Below are 17,235 nucleotides of genomic sequence, written 5' to 3'. Positions count from 1 at the left end.
TACGTGCGTCTGTGGGACTTTCAGGCGTTGCGTCTGCGGATACGGCGGCTAGAACAGCCACAACCGCAGACGCAGGGAGGGTTAGTGGACGCGGCCGAGGTGGACGGCGGCGTACATGAGGGCGGCGGCGCTCTCACCGTCGGTGAGTTCTGCCCGACGCAGCAGTTCGAGAACGTCCGACCACGGGTGGTGCTCGACGCTCTCGATGCCCTCCTCGAGCTGTTCCTCACCGCCGACGTGATGGAGGCCGGTGGCGAGGACGACGTGCTGGGCCGCGCGCGTCACGCCCTTGAGCTGGGTCGTGAGCGCCAGGTCGATCAACTCGCGGGCGGCATACCCGGTCTCTTCGCGAAGCTCGCGAGCGGCAGCAACGAGGACGTCCTCCCCGTCGGTGCCTCCAGCAGGCAGCTCCAGGTTGGTCCGCCCGAGGGTGTAGCGGTCGGTGCGGATCAGCACGACCTCGTCCTCGTCAGTGATCGGGACGATCACGACCGAAGGTCGACGCACCTCGAGGTAGCCATAGATGCCCTGAGTGCCGTCGGGTCGGGTGACGCCGTCCTCACGCACGACGATCCACGGGTTCTCATAGACGACACGGGACGTGTGGGTGCGCCAAGCCACGTCAGGTCCTCATCAGCCAGGGGTGGAAGAGTTTGGTCACCCTCGGCAGGATCAGATACGTCATGAGCGGCGTCGCGACGACGGTCGACAGCAGTACCCGCGCCCACCCGGGCCAGTCGCCGGTGAACGGCGCGAAGAGATAGCTGAGCGCCAGGCTGGTGGGGAAGAACGCCAGCCAGATGACACACATCTGCTTCCACCGAGGCGGGGCCGGGGGAGGTGCAGGCGCCTCCGCTCCGCGCGACAACATGTCGTCGACGGCGCGCTCCTCGGGCTCGTCGAACCAGCCCTCGATGCCCGTGCGGTGCTCGATGCGAGTGTCCTGGACGAGGTTCACGCCAGCGCTGAGCCAGCGAGTGCGCTCGGTCGACTCCTCCCAGACCTTGAGGGACTCGCGACTGTCGAAGCGATAGAGCATGTGCCATTCGTGCGACCCGGTCGACGGGCGGACCCACCCGGAGCCCAGGAAGCCGGGGAAGTGGTTGGCCATCTGGGTGCCCGCATCGGCCCACGCCCGCATGAGCAGCTCGTCCTCCGGACTCACCCTGCGAGTGATGGCCACGGTGACGGGGCCGGAGGTGCTGGGGGTCGGTGCAGGGGTGGGACTCACGGGCCACAGTGTGCCAAGTACTTCAGCGAACTTCGTAGACGGTGATCGTTCCGGCGGTGAACCGCGGGGTCGCGAAATCGGTGATCCGCGCGGAGACGGTCGTGGCGGTGCTGTCGGCAACGAGCCAAGTCAACCTGACGTCCCGCTTCATCCGGGCGAATCCGTCGGCACTCGGATCAGTGAACAAGGCGTCGTTGGCGCGGAGCAGGACCGGATAGGGGTTTGCGCCAGGGGGGCCGCCCGTGACAGGGACATAATGCGTTGATTCGATGACGGTCTGGCGACCGCCCAGCCCGCTGACCATGGCCAGGTTCGAGGTGCAGCCCTTGGCGGTGGTCCCGCGGCTGCAGTGCCGATTTGTCGCGACGACGGCATCGTCCGGGAGATGTCGGTTGATCCAGTCCATCGCAGCGCCGCCACCTTGCGGCATGGGCAGCTGGCCACCGGCGGTGTCGGGCCTCAGCGCGATCTGTGTGCCCTTGATGGCTTGCAAGACCGGCGTGACCGGTGTCAACTCCGTGCTGAGGACGGCGTATGCCGGTGCGCCGAGGATGAGTGCGCTGGCCACGACCGCTGTGGCCGCACCCTGCCATCGAGGTGATGTGCGGGACGCGATCATGAGCGCGAGACCCACGACGGCGAGACCGCCGAAGAACACACCAGCTGACAGCAGGAAGGCGGATCGCCACGTGTCGAGGCTCACGCGATCTACTGGGACGTCGGAGAGGTGAGAGGTGACCCACGCCAGTCCCAGTCCGATGACGAACCCAAACCCGAGCGTGAGCGCGCGCGTCCGAGCTGTGCCGTTGATCCGGTGGATGGCACCGACGAGGATCCACGCCGACACCGCGGCGGCGTACGCCAGAGCCAGTCGGACGAAGTAGACCTGACTGTAGGCGGGGTGGGAGACCACGAGGTAGGCGCCGAACGACGCCCCCAGGGTCCCGGCGAAGAACCACGCCACGAGGTCGCGACGAACGGTTCGCCTTGCCACGGTGGCAACCCCAAGGAGCAGGCCCGCGTGAGTGAGAGCCAGGGCGAGCAGGGCGAGGACGAGCACCTGCAGCGACCGGGACGAGAGGTCGTTGATCCCCTCGGGGAGAAGGGGTCCGGCGACAGGGGGGCGGGTTGCGCCGGTCACCTCTCGATAGAACGGCATCCACTCCATGAAGGAGAACAGGCGCAGGGAACTGGTGCTGTCGCTGCCCGACAGGTAGGTGCTCGTGAACGGCAGCAGCACCGCACACGCGGCGAGTACTGCGAGGGCAGCGCGGAAGGCACGTGAGCGTCGATGGATCAAGAGGGCGGCACCCAGGGCCACGACCGCCCCACAGGCGATGGTCGGTAGGGCTGCTGGTTTGCCACCGCCGGCAGCGGCCAGGCACAGCACGACCGCGACCCAGCCCACACCCAGCCGGCCGCCTCGCAGTGCCCACACGATGAGCAGCACCGCGGCCAGCGTCATCACCACGACGTAGCCATGACTCGGGCTGTAGGGGATTATGGGGGACTCGGGAAGGTTGATGGGGAGGATGAGGAGTCCGCGCAGCGTTGCGAAGATCCACGCGGCAATGACCCCTGCCCACCAGACCCCGGACAGGCTGCGGGCCAGGACTGCCGTGAGCACGACACCGAGGAGCACGACGGCCACGGGCCACAGACGCAGCAGCACGACCGCCTCCGGAACCCCCGACACGAGGGTCGCCGCAGCCATGTCCGCATCGGCGAACCAGTGGTACTCAACCGTGGTCCCGGCGACCTGGGGGACCTCCGGTGGCACGGCCCGGGTCAGGGCATGGACCAGACCGAGGTGCCACAGCATGTCGACGTAGTAGCCGCCCTCTCCCGGTGGGAGGGGCAGCGCCAGCAACCCTGGTGCGGCCGCAGCGCCACCCACGGTCGCACCGGAGGCGACGCCCCAGTGCCACCACACGGGGGCGGTCTCGCGGGACGGCTGAGTGTCGCTGCGACTCGACGGCCGAAGCGGCCGCCACCACCGCCGGCGCAGAGCAGGCAGGCTCGTCGCCACGAAGACGAGCACTAGGGGCCACCACCGCAGCCAAGTGCCGTGGTCACTGACCACAGCTGGGATGAAGACGAGAAGCTGGAGGGCCATGCCCAGGGCCGAGCCGAGGGCGAGATCGTCGACAAGTGGTCGAGGGTCGGGCAGGAGGCATCGCAGCAGCACCGTGCCGGGAAGGGCGATGCCGAACACGGCATACCCGGCATAGCGCAACAGGTCGCCCACCGAGGTGTCGTTGGCGTGCAGGAAGTTCCCCAGAACGAGGACGCACATCAGCCATGGAGCAGTGCACATGACTCTTCGAAACAATGAAATCGCCTCCCGGTCTCGGCTGACATGCGAGTCTCACACGTCGTGGCCCACGCGTGATGACTCGCTGGGTGTGCGAGGATTCGGGACACCGCCAGAAGACACTGCCGAGGAGGCACGGTGACCACTGACGTCCAGACCCAGATCGCTCCCACCACCACTGGTGAGCGCGCTCGACGGGTCCTTCTCAAGCTCAGCGGAGAGGTTTTCGGCGGAGGAAGTGTGGGCGTCGACCCCGAGGTCGTGCGCGGTATCGCAGCCCAGATCGCCGCCGCCATCCGAGAAGGCACACAGGTCGCCATCGTCGTCGGTGGCGGCAACTTCTTTCGCGGAGCCGAGCTCCAGCAGAAGGGCATGGATCGCTCGCGAGCCGACTACATCGGCATGCTCGGCACCGTGATGAACTGCCTCGCTCTGCAGGACTTCCTTGAGAAGGAAGGCATCGACACGCGCGTGCAGACGGCCATCACGATGGGCCAGGTCGCCGAGCCCTACATCCCGCGTCGCGCGATCCGTCACCTTGAGAAGGGGCGTGCGGTGATCTTCGGAGCAGGAGCCGGTATGCCGTACTTCTCCACCGACACGGTCAGCGCCCAGCGCGCCCTGGAGTGCCACTGCGACATGGTGCTCATGTCCAAGAGCGGCGTCGACGGCGTCTACGACTCGGACCCGCGCACCAACCCCGACGCGCGCAAGCTCGACACGCTCACCTATGCCGAGGCGCTCCAGAAGGGCCTCAAGGTCGTCGACGCGGCCGCGTTCAGCCTCTGCATGGAGAACGACCTGCCGATGATGGTCTTCGGTATGGAGGGCGAGGGCAATATCACCCGGGCCATCCAGGGCGAGCGCATCGGCACCCTCGTCACCGCCTGACCGACCTCGAAGCAGTCCCTGCCCGAGCCGTTCGCGGCCGCGCCGCATTGTTTGACAGGCATTGTTTGACAGACTGGACCCTGCCGCACGACTTCAGCGTCGCGGCATACCGAAGGAGACTTGACCGCATGATCGACGACACCCTGCTCGAGGCCGAAGAAAAGATGGAGAAGGCCGTCGAGGTGGCCAAGGACAACTTCGCCGCCATCCGCACCGGTCGGGCCCACCCCAGCATGTTCAACAAGGTGATCGTCGACTACTACGGTGCGCCGACCCCACTGCAGCAGCTCGCGTCGTTCCAGACGCCGGAGGCGCGCACGATCCTCATCTCCCCGTTCGACAAGGGCGCGATGAACAACATCGAGAAGGCTCTGCGTGACGCAGACCTGGGGGTGAACCCGTCCAACGACGGCAACATCATCCGGTGCATCCTGCCGCAGCTCACCGAGGAGCGCCGCAAGGAATACATCAAGATGGCGCGCACGCAGGCCGAGGACGCCAAGGTCGCGATCCGCAACATCCGCCGGACCGCCAAGGAGAGCATCGAGAAGCTCGTCAAGGCCGGCGACGTCGGCGAGGACGAGGGCTCACGCGCCGAGAAGGACCTCGAGTCCACGACGAAGAAGTACGTCGACACCATCGACGAGGTGCTCAAGGGCAAGGAGACCGAACTGCTCGAGGTCTGACCTCGAGCGGACGGCTCAGCGATGAGCGACTCTCCCACGACTGAGGGCCCTGTGGCCGATCGGACCACCCGGTCGGCTCCCCAGTCGACCAAGACGCCGAAGGCGGGCCGCAATCTGCCGGCGGCCATCGGCGTCGGTGTCGGGCTGGCACTTCTCATCATTGCCTCGCTGGTGATCCGGCGTGAGGCGTTCCTCGTCATCCTCGTCGCTGCCATGGCGATCGGGGCGTGGGAGATGCGGCGGGCCGTGCGCCAGGCCGGCATCGACGTGCCCTTGGTGCCTGTCGTCATTGGTGCGGCCTCGATGGTGCTCTCGGCCTACTACCGAGGGCCGGAAGCGCTCATCCTCACGTTCGGTCTCACCTGCATCGGAATCCTGGTGTGGCGGGTCGCTGACGGTCTGGACGGTGCCATCCGCGACATCGGCGGCGCCCTCTTCGTCGCGCTCTATCCGTGTTTCCTCGGCGGGTTCGCGGCTCTGCTGCTCTCGGCCGACGATGGCCACCTGCGCATCATCTACTTCGTCCTCGTCGTGGCGTTCTCCGACATCGGGGGCTACGCGTTCGGCGTCTTCCTCGGCAAGCACCCCATGGCGCCGTCGATCTCGCCCAAGAAGTCCTGGGAGGGCTTCGGCGGATCGGTGTTCACGTGTGCAGCGGTGGGTGCGCTCGGGTTGACGCTCATGTTCGACGGGCCGTGGTGGAAGGGCGCCGTCATCGGCGTGCTCGTCGCCGCGACTGCCACAGTCGGTGACCTCATCGAGTCGAGCATCAAGCGCGACCTCGGTATCAAGGACATGGGCACGTTGCTCCCTGGCCATGGGGGGATCATGGACCGACTCGACTCGCTCGTTCTGTGCATCCCCGTCGTCTGGGCGCTGCTCCTCTGGGCGACTCCCTGATCTGCGACTCTTTGACCTAGGGCGTGCCAGCCATCTCGGGGCTGCCGAACCGAGCGACGTAGTGCCACACGCGTTTGAGGGACTGCTCGTCGTAGCGGCCGGTGCGTGATGCGTCGCCGATGATGGCCGGATCGAGTATGCCGCCGCGCGAGATCTCGTGTCCCAGCTCGACGAACTCCAGCCCTCGGAAGTCCTCGTGGCGACGCATCTCGTCGATGGACAGGCGGAACCCGCCGTGCCACTCGACTGGGCAACCCAGATGCTCGGCAGCCACCTCGGCCGAAGTGCCTCGATGGCTGGGGTCAAGGACAAGCGCCTCCACGTCACGGTCGATGATGAGCTCGCCATGCACGTGCGCCTCGACGTAGTCGTCGAGTGCATCCTCGTCGTCCGCCTCGGCCAGGGCGACCAACGTCGACACCCGGGTCGAGATGCCGAAGTGCTCCGGCTCCTCGTGGCTGTCCGGGTAGCAGAACGTCGTGCGGGTCAGGCTCTCTGCGGAGAGGCGGAAGTGGGCCGAGCCGAAGCGGGGAGAGCCGCCGACGGCGCGGCGGCGGAAGTTGAGTGAGCCGTACTTGGGGCGGTGCTCGTGGTCCTCCGAGTCATAGGCGCCAGCGAAGATGCGGCTCTCCCACCGCCATCGGTCGCCACCCGGGTGGGCGGTGAGGCCACCGTTGCTGGTGCCGGTCTCGAACTGTGAGCGATACCGCCCGTCGCGAGCCATCATCTCGAGGATCGGTCTGCCGCCGGGGCCACCCACCAGCCGGTCGGGGTGGAAGTGCAGTGTCACCCGGTGTGACGGATCGACCGGCTCACCGGTCGCGAAGGACGTGATGTGCTCGAGCGCGCGGACTTGTGGCGGCGGCATGAGGCAAGTATCGGCCACGAGATGCAGAACCCCGGGGACCCAAATGGTGTGTGCCGTTGACGTCCCGGGAGTGGGACACTTGTCGGGATGACTTCTCTCCCAGAACCCAAGGTCGGGCCACCGGTGCCCGGGCAGCTCACCTTCAACGCGCCCCGCCGCGGCAAGCCGCCGCGCCACCTCGCCGACCTTTCACCGGCTGAGCGCAAGGCTGCCGTCGAGGGGTTGGGCCACAAGGGTTTCCGGGCCAAGCAACTGTCGACGCACTACTTCGAGCGCCTGGTGGAGTCGCCCGAGGACATGACCGACCTGCCCAAGGCCGTGCGTGACGACCTCGTCGCCGACCTGCTCCCGACCCTGTTGACGCCGGTGCGGACGCTCGAGGCCGACCGCGGCGCGACGCTCAAGTCGGTGTGGCGCCTCCACGACGGTGCGATGGTCGAGTCGGTGCTCATGCGCTACCCCAAGCGCGTGACGATCTGCATCTCGAGCCAGGCGGGGTGCGGCATGAACTGCCCGTTCTGCGCGACCGGTCAGGCCGGGCTCACCCGCAACATGTCGGCCGCCGAGATCGTCGAACAGGTCGTCGACGCCAACCGCAAGCTGCGCCACGGTGCGCTCCCTGCGATCGGGGCGACCCACCCGGCCGAGGCCGGTCTCGGTGACGAGAGCGACGAAGACGCAGGCGACACATCGAGCCCTTCCGCGGGTGGCCCGGAACGCGTCAGCAACGTCGTCTTCATGGGCATGGGTGAGGCCCTGGCCAACTACAAGGCCGCGATTGGCGCCATCCGCCGCCTCACCGACCCTGCCCCCGACGGGCTCGGCATGTCGGCTCGCGGCATCACGATGTCCACCGTTGGTCTCGTGCCGGCCATCGACAAACTCGCTGCTGAGGGCATTCCGGTCACTCTCGCGCTGTCACTCCACGCCCCGGACGATGAGCTGCGCAACGAACTCGTCCCGATCAACACCCGGTGGAGTGTCGACGAAGCCCTCGATGCGGCATACCGCTATTTCGTGGTGACGGGACGTCGCGTCAGCATCGAATACGCCCTCATCAAGGACATCAACGACCAGGCGTGGCGAGCCGACCTACTCGGCAAGAAGCTCACGGCGCGTGGCAAGGGGTGGGTGCACGTCAACCCGATCCCGCTCAACCCGACGCCTGGTTCGAAGTGGACCGCGTCGCGTCGTGGTGTCGAGCAGCAGTTCGTGGAGCGCCTGCGTGCCTACGGCATCCCGACGACGGTTCGCGACACCCGCGGCTCCGACATCGACGGCGCCTGCGGTCAGCTCGCTGCCGCGACTTCCTGACGCTTCGCACACAGAGGCGGTGGGTATGCCGTCCGCTCACCTGTGTGCCTGCTTTCAGTTTCTCGGCAGACCGCACGACACGGGTCTACTCTGGAGTAATGCGCCTGCGTCCCATCGTGGTCGGCATCGTCGCCGCCCTCACCCTCTCTGCCTGTGGCGGCACCCTGCCCGAGAACCTGCGTGGGGAGGACTCGCACAGCTCCACTCACGGGGCATCGCCTTCAGTGGCCGCGGCGAAGGTCAAGCCTGAGCCGGCGGACATCGCCCTGCGCGCTGGTGAGACCTTCGAGGAGGTCTCGATGGCGGCGAAGTACACCCCCAAGGCACCCTTCGGCACGGGCACCGACGACTACCGCTGCTTCCTCGCCGACCCGAAGTTCGTGCAGGACATGATCGTCAGCGGCGTCAAGATCGAGCCCGACAACCCGGCGTCAGTGCACCACGTCATCCTCTACAAGGTCGACCCCGAGAACGTCGCCGCGGCTGAGGCCATGGACGCCAAGGACGCGGAGCAGGGATGGACCTGCTTCGGCGGCTCGGGCGTCGACGCCGGACCGGCTGCACAGCTCAACAACGCCGAGTGGGTCGGTGCGTGGGCGCCCGGTGGCGGCGAGCGAGTCATGGCCGACGACATCGGCATTCCGCTGGCCAAGGGTTCGCGCATCGTCATCCAGATGCACTACAACCTCCTCGCTGGTGGCGGCGCCGACCAGAGCAAGGCCCGGTTGCGCCTCACTCCGGCCAGCGCTGGCCACAAGACTCCGCTCGAGACGATGCTGCTGCCGGCTCCGGTCGAGCTGCCGTGCCGCAAGGGAACCCCCGGCGAGCTGTGCGCCCGGACGCCGGCAGTCGCCGACATACGCGCGCGCTTCGGGGAGCAGGTCGCGACAGCCGACCTCCTGCACCTGCTCTGCGGCGAGCTCAAGCCGGGTCCCACCCAGTCGTGCACGCGACCGGTGAACGATCCTGGAGTCATCCGCGCCGTCTCGGGCCACATGCACCTGCTCGGCAAGACGATCACGGTCGACGTCAACAAGGGCACGCCGCAGGCCAAACGGGTCCTTGACATCCCGGTCTGGAACTTCGATGACCAGGGCGCTATCCCGCTCAAGAAGCCGGTGGCGGTCAAGAAGGGTGACTCGGTCACGGTGACATGCACCCACGACCAGGCCATGCGCGACGTCCTCCCGTCCTACAAGGGGATCAAGGAGCGCTACGTCGCGTGGGGTGAGGGCACGACCGACGAGATGTGCCTGGGCATCGTCCTGTTCACGCGCGGCTGATCGGGAGAACTTCCCGGCCCACCCGGGAAAGCCTCCGATCCCCGGAAGGGGCCGATGGATCGATCCTCGAGGGACACCGCGACCAACCGATGGTCGCGCCTCCACGAGGAGCAGTCCATGTCGCACATTCCAATCCGTCTCCGGCGGATCGCCGGCGCATTCGCCATCACCCATGTCCTCCTGATCTTCGCGGGGATCGCCCTCCAGTCCGGGCCGCTGTTCTCCGACGGCCGACAGGGCATCGAGGACGCCTACGTCGCGGGCAACCTGACCAGGTCCTTCACTGGCGGCCTGCTGGAGGCCTTCGGCTTCGTGCTCCTCGTCCCGGTCCTCGTCATGCTGTGGCGGTGCTTCGGATCGCGGACCGAGGCCGGCCGGTGGGCGGCACTGAGCGGTCTGGGCTGCGGCATCGCCTACGTCGCCGTCGTCATGGCCGTCGGTCTCCCGGCCGGCGCGGCCGCGATGTACGGCGCGCAGCACGGGCTGGACGTCGATGCAGCGTTCGCGATCAACAACATCCGGCTCTTCGCCCACTTCCTCAGCGCGTTCCTCCTCGGCGGCGCCACGCTGGGGGTCGCGCTGTCCGCCCTCGCGGACGGCACCCACACCAAGTGGGTTGGCGGTGTCGGGGTCTTCACCTCGGTCAGCCTCTTCGTGTCACCCCCGCTCACGGCAGTGGAGTGGCAGGACATCGGCACCATGGTCTGGCTCGTGTGGTTCGTCGGCACGGCCGTGCTCCTCCTGCGTCGCGGGAGCAGCATCGAATCCACCGGATCCCCGACGGGTGGCGTCCTCGTCGGGCAGGCTTGATCCGAGGTGAGTCATGCGATCGGTGAGGGTGGCCCTGGCACTGCTGGTCGCTGCCCTCGCCGTCGCTGGCGCGCTCATGCCGCCGCTCGTCGCGACGGAGGGTCGCGATCCCTTCAACGACGCGGCGATCGCTCTCGTGGTCGCGACCTACGCGGTAGTGGGGGTGGTGATCGAGGTGGCGCGACCCGGTCACGCAGTGGGTCGGCTGATGCTGACCGGGGCTGCGCTGTGGGGGTGTGGGGAGGCGCTCATCGCCGTCGGCCTCGCATCTGAGCCCGTCGGCGAGGGTGCCGCGCTCATCGGGGTCGGTGGCACGGCTGGGAGGGGACTCGGTTGGCTCCTGCTCGTCGTTGGCCTGCCACTTCTTTTCCCGGACGGCACTCCGCCTCGGTATGCCGCCCGCTTGGCGGTCGCCGGTGTTTCCCTCTTCTTCGTCGGTTCCCTCATCGCTCCCGAGCCCCTCGAGGAGCGGCTCGCCGCAGTCGACAACCCGATCGGGCTCTCCGGGGCGTGGCAACCGGTCGCCGACGGCATCGCCCTCCTCGGAGTCGGGCTCGTCTTTGCCGGACTGTTGTTCGCCGTTGTCGCACTGGGGCGCCGTTGGCGTCACGGAAGTTGGCTGGAGCGCCAGCAGCTGCTGATCTTCGCTGTCGCGTTTGCCTTGCCGCTCCTCCTTCTGCCCCTCATGGCCACGCCTTGGGTGGACCCGTGGATGTTCGCCGTCGTGAGCGTGCCGGTTCCTATCGCGGTCGCGGTGGCACTCCTCCAGCGTCGCCTCTACGACGTGCAGCTGGCGGCGAATCGTTCACTCACCTATGTCACTCTCTCGGTCGCACTGGCCGCCCTCTACGCCCTCGTCGTTGGAGGGGTGGGAGCCATGGTCGCCGGCAGGGGAGCCGTGTGGCTGCCCTGGGTGGCTGCCGGGGTGGTGGCAGTGGCATTCGCCCCCCTGCGCGACTCGCTCCAGCGCGGTGCCAACAGGTTGATCCACGGTCGGTGGTCCGCCCCGGCCGAGGTGCTGGCGGAGACGGGTCATCGGCTCTCCGACGCCGCAGACGGACCGGCCCTTCTGCGCTCGCTCACCCACGAGCTCGTGCACGGCCTCGGGCTCGATCACGCCGAGATCACGGACAGGGCCGGACGCCCAGTCGCCAGGACTGGTTCACCCGGTGAGAGAGGGAGCCGACTGGAGCTCACGGCATACGGCGCGAAGGTCGGCCACCTCGAGTGGAGCGGAGGGCCGCTTCGAGAGCGTGACGCGCGGCTGCTCGAGGACGTGGCGCGACAGATGGGTGGTGTCGTCCACTCAGCAGGGCTCGTCGAGGCGCTCAGGGCGGCCCAGGAGCGTCTGGTGGCGGCGCGCGAGCAGGAGCGGCGACGAGTCCGACGCGACCTCCACGACGGGCTGGGCCCCTCTCTCGCGGGCCTGGGGTTTCAGGTCGACACCATCGCCAACCTCCTGCGCGACGGCCGTCCGGTGGGGGACCGACTCGACCACCTGCAGGCGGGGTTGCGTGGCACGGTGGCCGAGGTGCGCCGGATTGTCGAGGGGTTGCGGCCCCCAGCCCTGGATGACCTCGGGCTGTTCGGAGCGGTCGCGGAGCTCGGGCACGAACTGGTGGGGGGAGCGGGCCTCGAGCTGTCCCTCGACCTTCCGCCGACGCGACCGGTCCTGCCGGCGGCGGTGGAGGTCGTCGCCTACCGCGTGGCGCAGGAGGCTCTCACCAATGTCGTTCGGCACGCCGAGGCAACGACCTGCCGCGTGTCTGCGACATTGTCGGACGGGGCGCTGTCCCTTGAGGTGAGCGATGACGGGCAACCGCATAGCGACTGGTCGGGCGCCTCGTCGGCCCACGGTGTCGGTCTGCGCAGCATGAGCGAGCGGGCCGACGAGATCGGCGGCCGAGTCGATGTCACCGCCCTGGCCCACGGCACTCTCGTCTCTCTTCGCTTGCCTCTGCGGACAGGGATGGCGTCGTGACGACGGTCCTTGTCGTCGACGACCATCCGCTGTTCCGCGGGGGGCTCGTCAGCCTCCTCGAGACCGTCGACGACATCGACGTCGTGGGTGCCGCCGGTGACGGCGAGAGCGCGGTGCGGATGACGCACGAGCTGCAGCCTGACGTCGTCCTCATGGACCTCAACCTCCCCGGCATGCCCGGCCTCGAGGCCACGCGCCGCATCGTTGCCGGCGACCCGGGCGTCCGGGTGCTCGTCCTGACGATGCAGGCCGACCAGGCAAGCGTGATGTCGGCGCTGCGCGTCGGCGCGAGCGGCTACCTCCTCAAGGAGGCCGGTCAGCAGGAGGTGTTGGCGGCGATCCGCTCAGTCGCAGCAGGTGGCACCGTCCTGGGGCGCGGCGCCACCTCGGATCGCAACCGCCCACCGGTCGACCTCACGGCTCGGGAGTCGGAGGTGCTCGCACTCATTGCGCGAGGCTCCTCGAATGCCGAGATCGCACACGAGCTCGAGCTCAGCCTCAAGACGGTCCAGAACCACGTCTCGCACCTGCTGCTCAAGTTGCAGGTGCGGGACCGGACACAGGCGGCGCTGCGGATGCGTGGGCTGTGAGGCGGGCTGCCACCAACCTCAGGTGCGCGAGCTGAGCACGAGCTCGGCGGCTTCGTCGATGGTGTCGACGAGGTGCACCGCCTCACCCATCCCGCGCTCGCGTCCGAGCGCCTCGATGGTGTTCCAGACGGGCACTTCGCGTGACCAGTGGTCGACACCGACGAGGACCAGCGGCGCCAGCGTCTGGTCCGCCTCGGCGTAGTAGAGCGGCGTGATCGACTGGAAGATCTCCTGAACGGTGCCCGCGGCCCCATGCAGGACGACGAGGCCGGCGGTCGAGCGCGCGAGCAGCCCGTCCTCGCGGACGGCGTTGCTGAAGTACTTCGCGATGCCGTTGCAGAAGACGTTGGGCGGCTCGTGACCATAGAACCAGGTAGGAATACCGATCGAGCGAACAGCGCTGTCCTGCACCGGAATTGCGATGATGTCGTCGAATATCTCAAGTGCCCGCCGGGCCCAGTCCTCGATCGAAGGCCGGAAGGAGGGTATGCCGGCCAGTCGCCCGAGTGCCTCGCTCACCACCGCGTCCGTCGGGCACAGTGCGCCGAGGTTCGCCGCCTCCATCGCCCCGGGCCCACCACCGGTTGCGACGACCAGACCCGCGGAGGCGAAGGTGTGTCCAAGACGTGCGGCACCGGCATACGCCTCGCTGTCGCGCGTCAGCGCGTGACCACCCATGACTCCGACGACGGGGGCGCCCCCGACGAACTCGGTGAGGGCGTCGCTCACGGAGTCGTCGTGGATGGCGCGCAGCAGGGTGATGAACACGTCATGGTGGGCATCGGCGTCGCGCGACCAGTGATAGGCGAGGGCGTCTGGGGTCTGCTCGTAGCCGTTGTTCTCCATCCCGGCATAGAGCTCGTGCGGTTGATAGAGGCTGGCTCGATAGGGGTTGACCGGCGCGTGTGGGTCGGTGGGGAAGACGAGGGCGCCGTGGAGGCGGAGGTGGTTGTCGAGCGTGGGGGAGAGGCGCCCGCCGAGCACGACCAGCCCTTCGAGGTCGGTCCGGGTCAGGAGCCGCTCCTCGTGGCGGGTGAGGTCGAGGTCCTGCAGTCGCAAACCTGAGAGTGGTGAGCCGTGGGCCAGGGCCGCCTCGAGGTCGCGCGCGGTCTCGATCTCGTTCATGACGGCATCCTGTCATGAGGTCTTGACCGGTACAGAAAGCCGCAGTACTGTAGCGGTACAGAAACCACGAAGGAGCAACTCATGGACTTCCTGCCATTCGCCTCTATCACGGCCGACAACGCCATGCGGCGCCACTTCGACGGCGCCCGCCTCGACTCCGCGTCGACGCAACCGCGACAGCCCGCGCGTGCGACCACGGTCCGGACCTACCGCGGCTCGGCAGCCCTGCGCGCCCGCGTGGCCGGGCTGCTCTACCGCGGCGCCCGGGCCGTGGAGCCCTGCGGATACCGGCAGCCGGCGACACGCTGACCCAGCGGGTGCCCGGCATACAGGAGGACGCGCTAGCGTGGCCCGTGCGAGCCGACCGGCTCGATGAGAGTGAGGCGGGCGTGGGCAGGGTGACCCTCCAGACCGTCGCCGACAAGGTCGGCGTGAGTCGGATGACGGTCTCGAACGCGTTCTCGCGCCCCGACCAGCTCTCTGCCGCTCTGCGCGACACGGTGCTCAAGGCTGCCGACGAGCTCGGCTACACCGGGCCCGACCCGTCCGCTCGGGCGCTGGCTCGTGGTTCGACCGGATCGGTGGGCGTGCTGCTGTCCAACAGTCCAGCGGAAGCCTTCACCGACGAGATCGCCGCAGCGTTCTTCAGTTCCATCGCTGCGACCCTCTCGCCGCTGGGCATTGCCCTCACTCTGCTCTCCAGCGAGCCGTCGGGTGACGTGATGCCCGCTCGGGACGTGGCCATGGACGGCGTCATCGTCTACAACTGTGACCCCGAGTCGGGTGCGCGCGAGCAGGTCGAGCGCCGCAAGCTGCCGCTCGTGCTTGTCGACCAGCCCAACACCAGGGGCTTCTCCAGCGTCAACGTCGAGGACCGCTCGGGAGCCCGGGCCGCCGCACAGCACATCATCGACCTGGGGCACGCCAAGGTCGCACTCATCGGCAAGACGGGAGCGCCACCCTTCGGCATCGTGGAGGCCTCGACGGCCACGGGACAGGGCTACGCCTCGACCGAACGGTTGGCCGGCTGGACGGAGGTGCTCACCGCGGCCGGCATCGAGCCGGTGATCCTGCAGGAGCCCATCGACTCGACCGACGGTGGTCGTGGCGCCCTCAAGGCCATCCTTGAAGCCCAGCCCGACACCACGGCCATCCTCGCGTTCTCCGATGCCATGGCCGCGGGCGTGCTTCTCGATGCCCATGACGCCGGGATCGCGGTGCCGGAGCAACTGTCCGTCGTCGGATTCGATGACAACCCGCTCGCGACCCGGCTGCGTCCGCAGCTGACGACGGTCCGCCAGGACGTCTCCGAGAAGGGTCGTCTCGCCGCGTCGATGCTGGTCGACGCCGTCGAGGACCGACGGACGGGCCGCACGACGAAGCCCCGGGCCGTGACCCTGCCGACCGAGCTCGTCGTGCGCGACTCCACGGCACCGCCACCGAGACGACGATGAACGTCGGTCGAACTTCGCGACACTGGCAGTCCTGACTCTGGTCGGCGCCGCAGTGTGGCTCTAGCGTTGTCACATGCGTTCCCATGTGGAGGCGGAGGCCCTCACCCTGCACGCCGTGGCCGGCACACACACCGTCCTGCTGGGCTGGGACCTCGCGAGCCCGTCGGGATGTCTCGGATTCGCGATCCAGCGCACCGAGACCGGCGGGGAGCGGGTGTGGTTGCGGGGGATGAAGACCTTCAGGTCCGTCGTCCCCTCGCCGACCCCGGGAAGTGACTGGTCGACCCGGGAGCACCCGATCCAGGGTTTCCAGTGGGGTGACTACACGGCCAAGCCGGGCCGTTCCTACACGTATGCCGTGTTCGCCCTCGGCGGTCCGGCTGCGGCACCCGTGGAGCTCGCAACCGCATCGGTGCGGGTGCGGACCGAGGTCGAGGACGACGGCGTCCACGGCGTGTTCTTCAACCGGGGAGTGGCGGGGTCGCAGGCATTCGCCAAGCGGTTCGCGGGCTACGTCCCTGCACGTGACGAGGGCGAACAGTCGCCAGCCATGGTGTGGTTGTCCCGCGGGCTCGGTGAGGCGTTCGTGGCCTTCTGCGAGCAGGCTGCCGGGGCGGGGTTCGGGCTCCGCGGTGCGTTCTATGAGTTCACGTGGGGGACCGGGCTCAAGGCGCTGGCCGCCGCTCGCGATCGTGGCGCCGACGTCGCGCTCGTCGTGCACGGACGTGACCGGGACGGCGACGGTGGCGCTGACACGACGGCGACGCAGGCCAAGGCTGCGGCGAGGCGGCATGGCGTGAGCAAGGGGCGAATCATCCACTGGCGCAATGCTGCCAACGTCTCGGCGTTGCATCACCACAAGTTCCTCGTGCTGCTCGAAGGTGGCCGACCGGTCGCTGTGTGGACGGGTTCGACGAACCTCACGCAGGGCGCGATCTTCGGCCACTCCAACGTCGGGCACGTGATCCATGACCCGGTCGTGGCCCAGCAATACCTCGACGAGTGGGCGCGACTCGATGCCAACGACACGACGGCCGAGCTGCGCGCCTCGCACGAGAGCGACAACGTCGTCGCGCAGGTGACACCACCGAAGCGGGGAGCGGGAGTCGTGCTGGCGCCGCGGCATACGAACTCGTCTGTCCTGCAGTGGTTTGCCGATGTCTTCGACCACGGTGAGGTGAGTGCGCACATCACCGGAGCCTTCGGGCTCAACGAGCTCTTCCGCGACACGTTGCGCACGACGAAACCCGCAACGGTGCGCACCGTGCTGCTCGACAAGTGGCCGCCCAGGGAGCAGGCCGTGCCACGCACCGACCCCAACGTGCGGATCTCGACGGGCGCCCACATCACCGGCGGTGGCCTCGCGCAGTGGGCGGAGGAGGCGCTCACCGGCTTCAACACCCACGTGAGATACATCCACACCAAGATCATCCTCATCGACCCGTTCGGGGCCGATCCGGTCGTCGTCACGGGTTCGGCCAACTACAGCAAGGCGTCCACGGTGACGAACGAGGAGAACACCCTCGTCCTGCGCGGCGGCGGGTCGGGGCCGGCGTCGTCTCGGGCGGCGATCCGGCGCGTCGCCGACATCTATCTCACGGAGTACCACCGCCTCTTCATGCACTTCGTCTTCCGCTCCTGGGTCGAGCGGACATCGATGACGACGGGTGCACGCGCTGAGCCCGGGCATCTGGCCGAGGACGACAGTTGGACCGAGCCCTACTACCGGGACGGTTCGTGGCAGGCAGTGCAGCGGCGCGTGTTCTCCGGGCAACAGGCTGGCTAGAG

Annotated in this window: 16 protein-coding genes; 11 read left to right on the top strand and 5 right to left on the bottom strand. The window is 68.2% G+C overall.

Translation table 11 applies throughout. The features are described from left to right. Positions 1 to 81: 81 nt before the first annotated feature. Genes V6K52_RS13415 through V6K52_RS13405 form a run of 3 tightly spaced genes read right to left on the bottom strand, consistent with a single transcriptional unit; the run spans position 82 to position 3,548 of the window. Entirely contained in the window at positions 82 to 621 is a 540-nt protein-coding gene (locus V6K52_RS13415) for an NUDIX hydrolase (protein WP_353950615.1), read from the bottom strand. A 1-nt stretch (position 622) separates the two neighbouring features. Continuing rightward, positions 623 to 1,231 carry an antibiotic biosynthesis monooxygenase gene (locus tag V6K52_RS13410; RefSeq protein ID WP_353950614.1) on the bottom strand — a complete coding sequence of 203 codons (609 nt, stop codon included), beginning with the start codon at positions 1,229 to 1,231 and terminating at the stop codon, positions 623 to 625. Between the two features lie 22 nt (positions 1,232 to 1,253). After that, a complete protein-coding gene (locus V6K52_RS13405) occupies positions 1,254 to 3,548 on the bottom strand; it encodes a hypothetical protein (RefSeq protein ID WP_353950613.1) in 2,295 nt (764 codons plus the stop codon). Positions 3,549 to 3,683: 135 nt separating this feature from the next. Here V6K52_RS13405 and pyrH point away from each other — a divergent pair, with 135 nt between their 5' ends. From pyrH to V6K52_RS13390, 3 genes are all read left to right on the top strand, one after another. After that, on the top strand, positions 3,684 to 4,436 hold the full coding sequence (gene pyrH, locus V6K52_RS13400) for a UMP kinase (RefSeq protein ID WP_353950612.1): 753 nt from the start codon (positions 3,684 to 3,686) through the stop codon (positions 4,434 to 4,436). Between the two features lie 128 nt (positions 4,437 to 4,564). Continuing rightward, positions 4,565 to 5,122 carry a ribosome recycling factor gene (frr, locus tag V6K52_RS13395; protein WP_353950611.1) on the top strand — a complete coding sequence of 186 codons (558 nt, stop codon included), beginning with the start codon at positions 4,565 to 4,567 and terminating at the stop codon, positions 5,120 to 5,122. Between the two features lie 21 nt (positions 5,123 to 5,143). Further along, positions 5,144 to 6,022: a phosphatidate cytidylyltransferase gene (locus V6K52_RS13390; protein WP_353950610.1), complete on the top strand. Its 879-nt coding sequence runs from the start codon at positions 5,144 to 5,146 to the stop codon at positions 6,020 to 6,022. 16 nt (positions 6,023 to 6,038) lie between these two features. On the opposite strand, the gene V6K52_RS13385 is transcribed toward V6K52_RS13390, so the two are convergent. Then, on the bottom strand, positions 6,039 to 6,890 hold the full coding sequence (locus V6K52_RS13385; RefSeq protein ID WP_353950609.1) for a DUF3626 domain-containing protein: 852 nt from the start codon (positions 6,888 to 6,890) through the stop codon (positions 6,039 to 6,041). An 87-nt stretch (positions 6,891 to 6,977) separates the two neighbouring features. Between V6K52_RS13385 and rlmN the strand changes: the two genes are divergently transcribed. From rlmN to V6K52_RS13360, 5 genes are all read left to right on the top strand, one after another. Beyond that, on the top strand, positions 6,978 to 8,204 hold the full coding sequence (gene rlmN, locus V6K52_RS13380; RefSeq protein WP_353950608.1) for a 23S rRNA (adenine(2503)-C(2))-methyltransferase RlmN: 1,227 nt from the start codon (positions 6,978 to 6,980) through the stop codon (positions 8,202 to 8,204). Between the two features lie 98 nt (positions 8,205 to 8,302). Continuing rightward, complete coding sequence (locus tag V6K52_RS13375; protein ID WP_353950607.1) at positions 8,303 to 9,487, top strand: hypothetical protein; 1,185 nt, start codon at positions 8,303 to 8,305, stop codon at positions 9,485 to 9,487. A 117-nt stretch (positions 9,488 to 9,604) separates the two neighbouring features. Then, a complete protein-coding gene (locus V6K52_RS13370) occupies positions 9,605 to 10,297 on the top strand; it encodes a hypothetical protein (protein WP_353950606.1) in 693 nt (230 codons plus the stop codon). A gap of 13 nt (positions 10,298 to 10,310) precedes the next feature. Continuing rightward, positions 10,311 to 12,278, top strand: a complete 1,968-nt coding sequence (locus V6K52_RS13365; RefSeq protein WP_353950605.1) for a sensor histidine kinase — start codon at positions 10,311 to 10,313, stop codon at positions 12,276 to 12,278. After that, positions 12,275 to 12,868, top strand: coding sequence for a response regulator transcription factor (locus tag V6K52_RS13360; protein ID WP_353950604.1), 594 nt, complete (start codon positions 12,275 to 12,277; stop codon positions 12,866 to 12,868). The genes V6K52_RS13365 and V6K52_RS13360 overlap by 4 nt, the downstream gene beginning before the upstream one ends. A gap of 18 nt (positions 12,869 to 12,886) precedes the next feature. Here the strand turns inward: V6K52_RS13360 and V6K52_RS13355 are convergent, their stop codons facing one another. Then, positions 12,887 to 13,993: a Rossmann fold nucleotide-binding protein gene (locus V6K52_RS13355; RefSeq protein WP_353950603.1), complete on the bottom strand. Its 1,107-nt coding sequence runs from the start codon at positions 13,991 to 13,993 to the stop codon at positions 12,887 to 12,889. 81 nt (positions 13,994 to 14,074) lie between these two features. On the opposite strand from V6K52_RS13355, the gene V6K52_RS13350 reads away from it, so the two are divergent. The 3 genes from V6K52_RS13350 (at position 14,075) to V6K52_RS13340 (ending at position 17,233) form a co-directional block, all read left to right on the top strand. Next, positions 14,075 to 14,302 carry a hypothetical protein gene (locus V6K52_RS13350; protein ID WP_353950602.1) on the top strand — a complete coding sequence of 76 codons (228 nt, stop codon included), beginning with the start codon at positions 14,075 to 14,077 and terminating at the stop codon, positions 14,300 to 14,302. A 44-nt stretch (positions 14,303 to 14,346) separates the two neighbouring features. Continuing rightward, entirely contained in the window at positions 14,347 to 15,447 is a 1,101-nt protein-coding gene (locus tag V6K52_RS13345) for a LacI family DNA-binding transcriptional regulator (RefSeq protein ID WP_353950601.1), read from the top strand. Positions 15,448 to 15,520: 73 nt separating this feature from the next. Further along, positions 15,521 to 17,233 (top strand): phospholipase D-like domain-containing protein, encoded by a 1,713-nt coding sequence (locus V6K52_RS13340; protein ID WP_353950600.1) that lies wholly within the window; start codon positions 15,521 to 15,523, stop codon positions 17,231 to 17,233. Positions 17,234 to 17,235: the final 2 nt, after the last annotated feature.

Origin of the sequence: Knoellia sp. S7-12 (assembly GCF_040518285.1) — a bacterium.
In the GTDB taxonomy this organism is placed as follows: domain Bacteria; phylum Actinomycetota; class Actinomycetes; order Actinomycetales; family Dermatophilaceae; genus Knoellia.
This window is presented reverse-complemented; position numbering and strand designations above follow the sequence as displayed.

Bases quoted from the DNA above. Each gene is read 5' to 3' on its own strand.
- V6K52_RS13375 (WP_353950607.1), top strand. From the start codon at position 8,303: ATGCGCCTGCGTCCCATCGTGGTCGGCATCGTCGCCGCCCTCACCCTC.
- V6K52_RS13355 (WP_353950603.1), bottom strand. From the start codon at position 13,993: ATGAACGAGATCGAGACCGCGCGCGACCTCGAGGCGGCCCTGGCCCAC.
- V6K52_RS13385 (WP_353950609.1), bottom strand. From the start codon at position 6,890: ATGCCGCCGCCACAAGTCCGCGCGCTCGAGCACATCACGTCCTTCGCG.
- V6K52_RS13405 (WP_353950613.1), bottom strand. From the start codon at position 3,548: ATGTGCACTGCTCCATGGCTGATGTGCGTCCTCGTTCTGGGGAACTTC.
- V6K52_RS13390 (WP_353950610.1), top strand. From the start codon at position 5,144: ATGAGCGACTCTCCCACGACTGAGGGCCCTGTGGCCGATCGGACCACC.
- rlmN (WP_353950608.1), top strand. From the start codon at position 6,978: ATGACTTCTCTCCCAGAACCCAAGGTCGGGCCACCGGTGCCCGGGCAG.
- V6K52_RS13365 (WP_353950605.1), top strand. From the start codon at position 10,311: ATGCGATCGGTGAGGGTGGCCCTGGCACTGCTGGTCGCTGCCCTCGCC.
- V6K52_RS13340 (WP_353950600.1), top strand. From the start codon at position 15,521: ATGCGTTCCCATGTGGAGGCGGAGGCCCTCACCCTGCACGCCGTGGCC.
- V6K52_RS13350 (WP_353950602.1), top strand. From the start codon at position 14,075: ATGGACTTCCTGCCATTCGCCTCTATCACGGCCGACAACGCCATGCGG.
- frr (WP_353950611.1), top strand. From the start codon at position 4,565: ATGATCGACGACACCCTGCTCGAGGCCGAAGAAAAGATGGAGAAGGCC.
- V6K52_RS13370 (WP_353950606.1), top strand. From the start codon at position 9,605: ATGTCGCACATTCCAATCCGTCTCCGGCGGATCGCCGGCGCATTCGCC.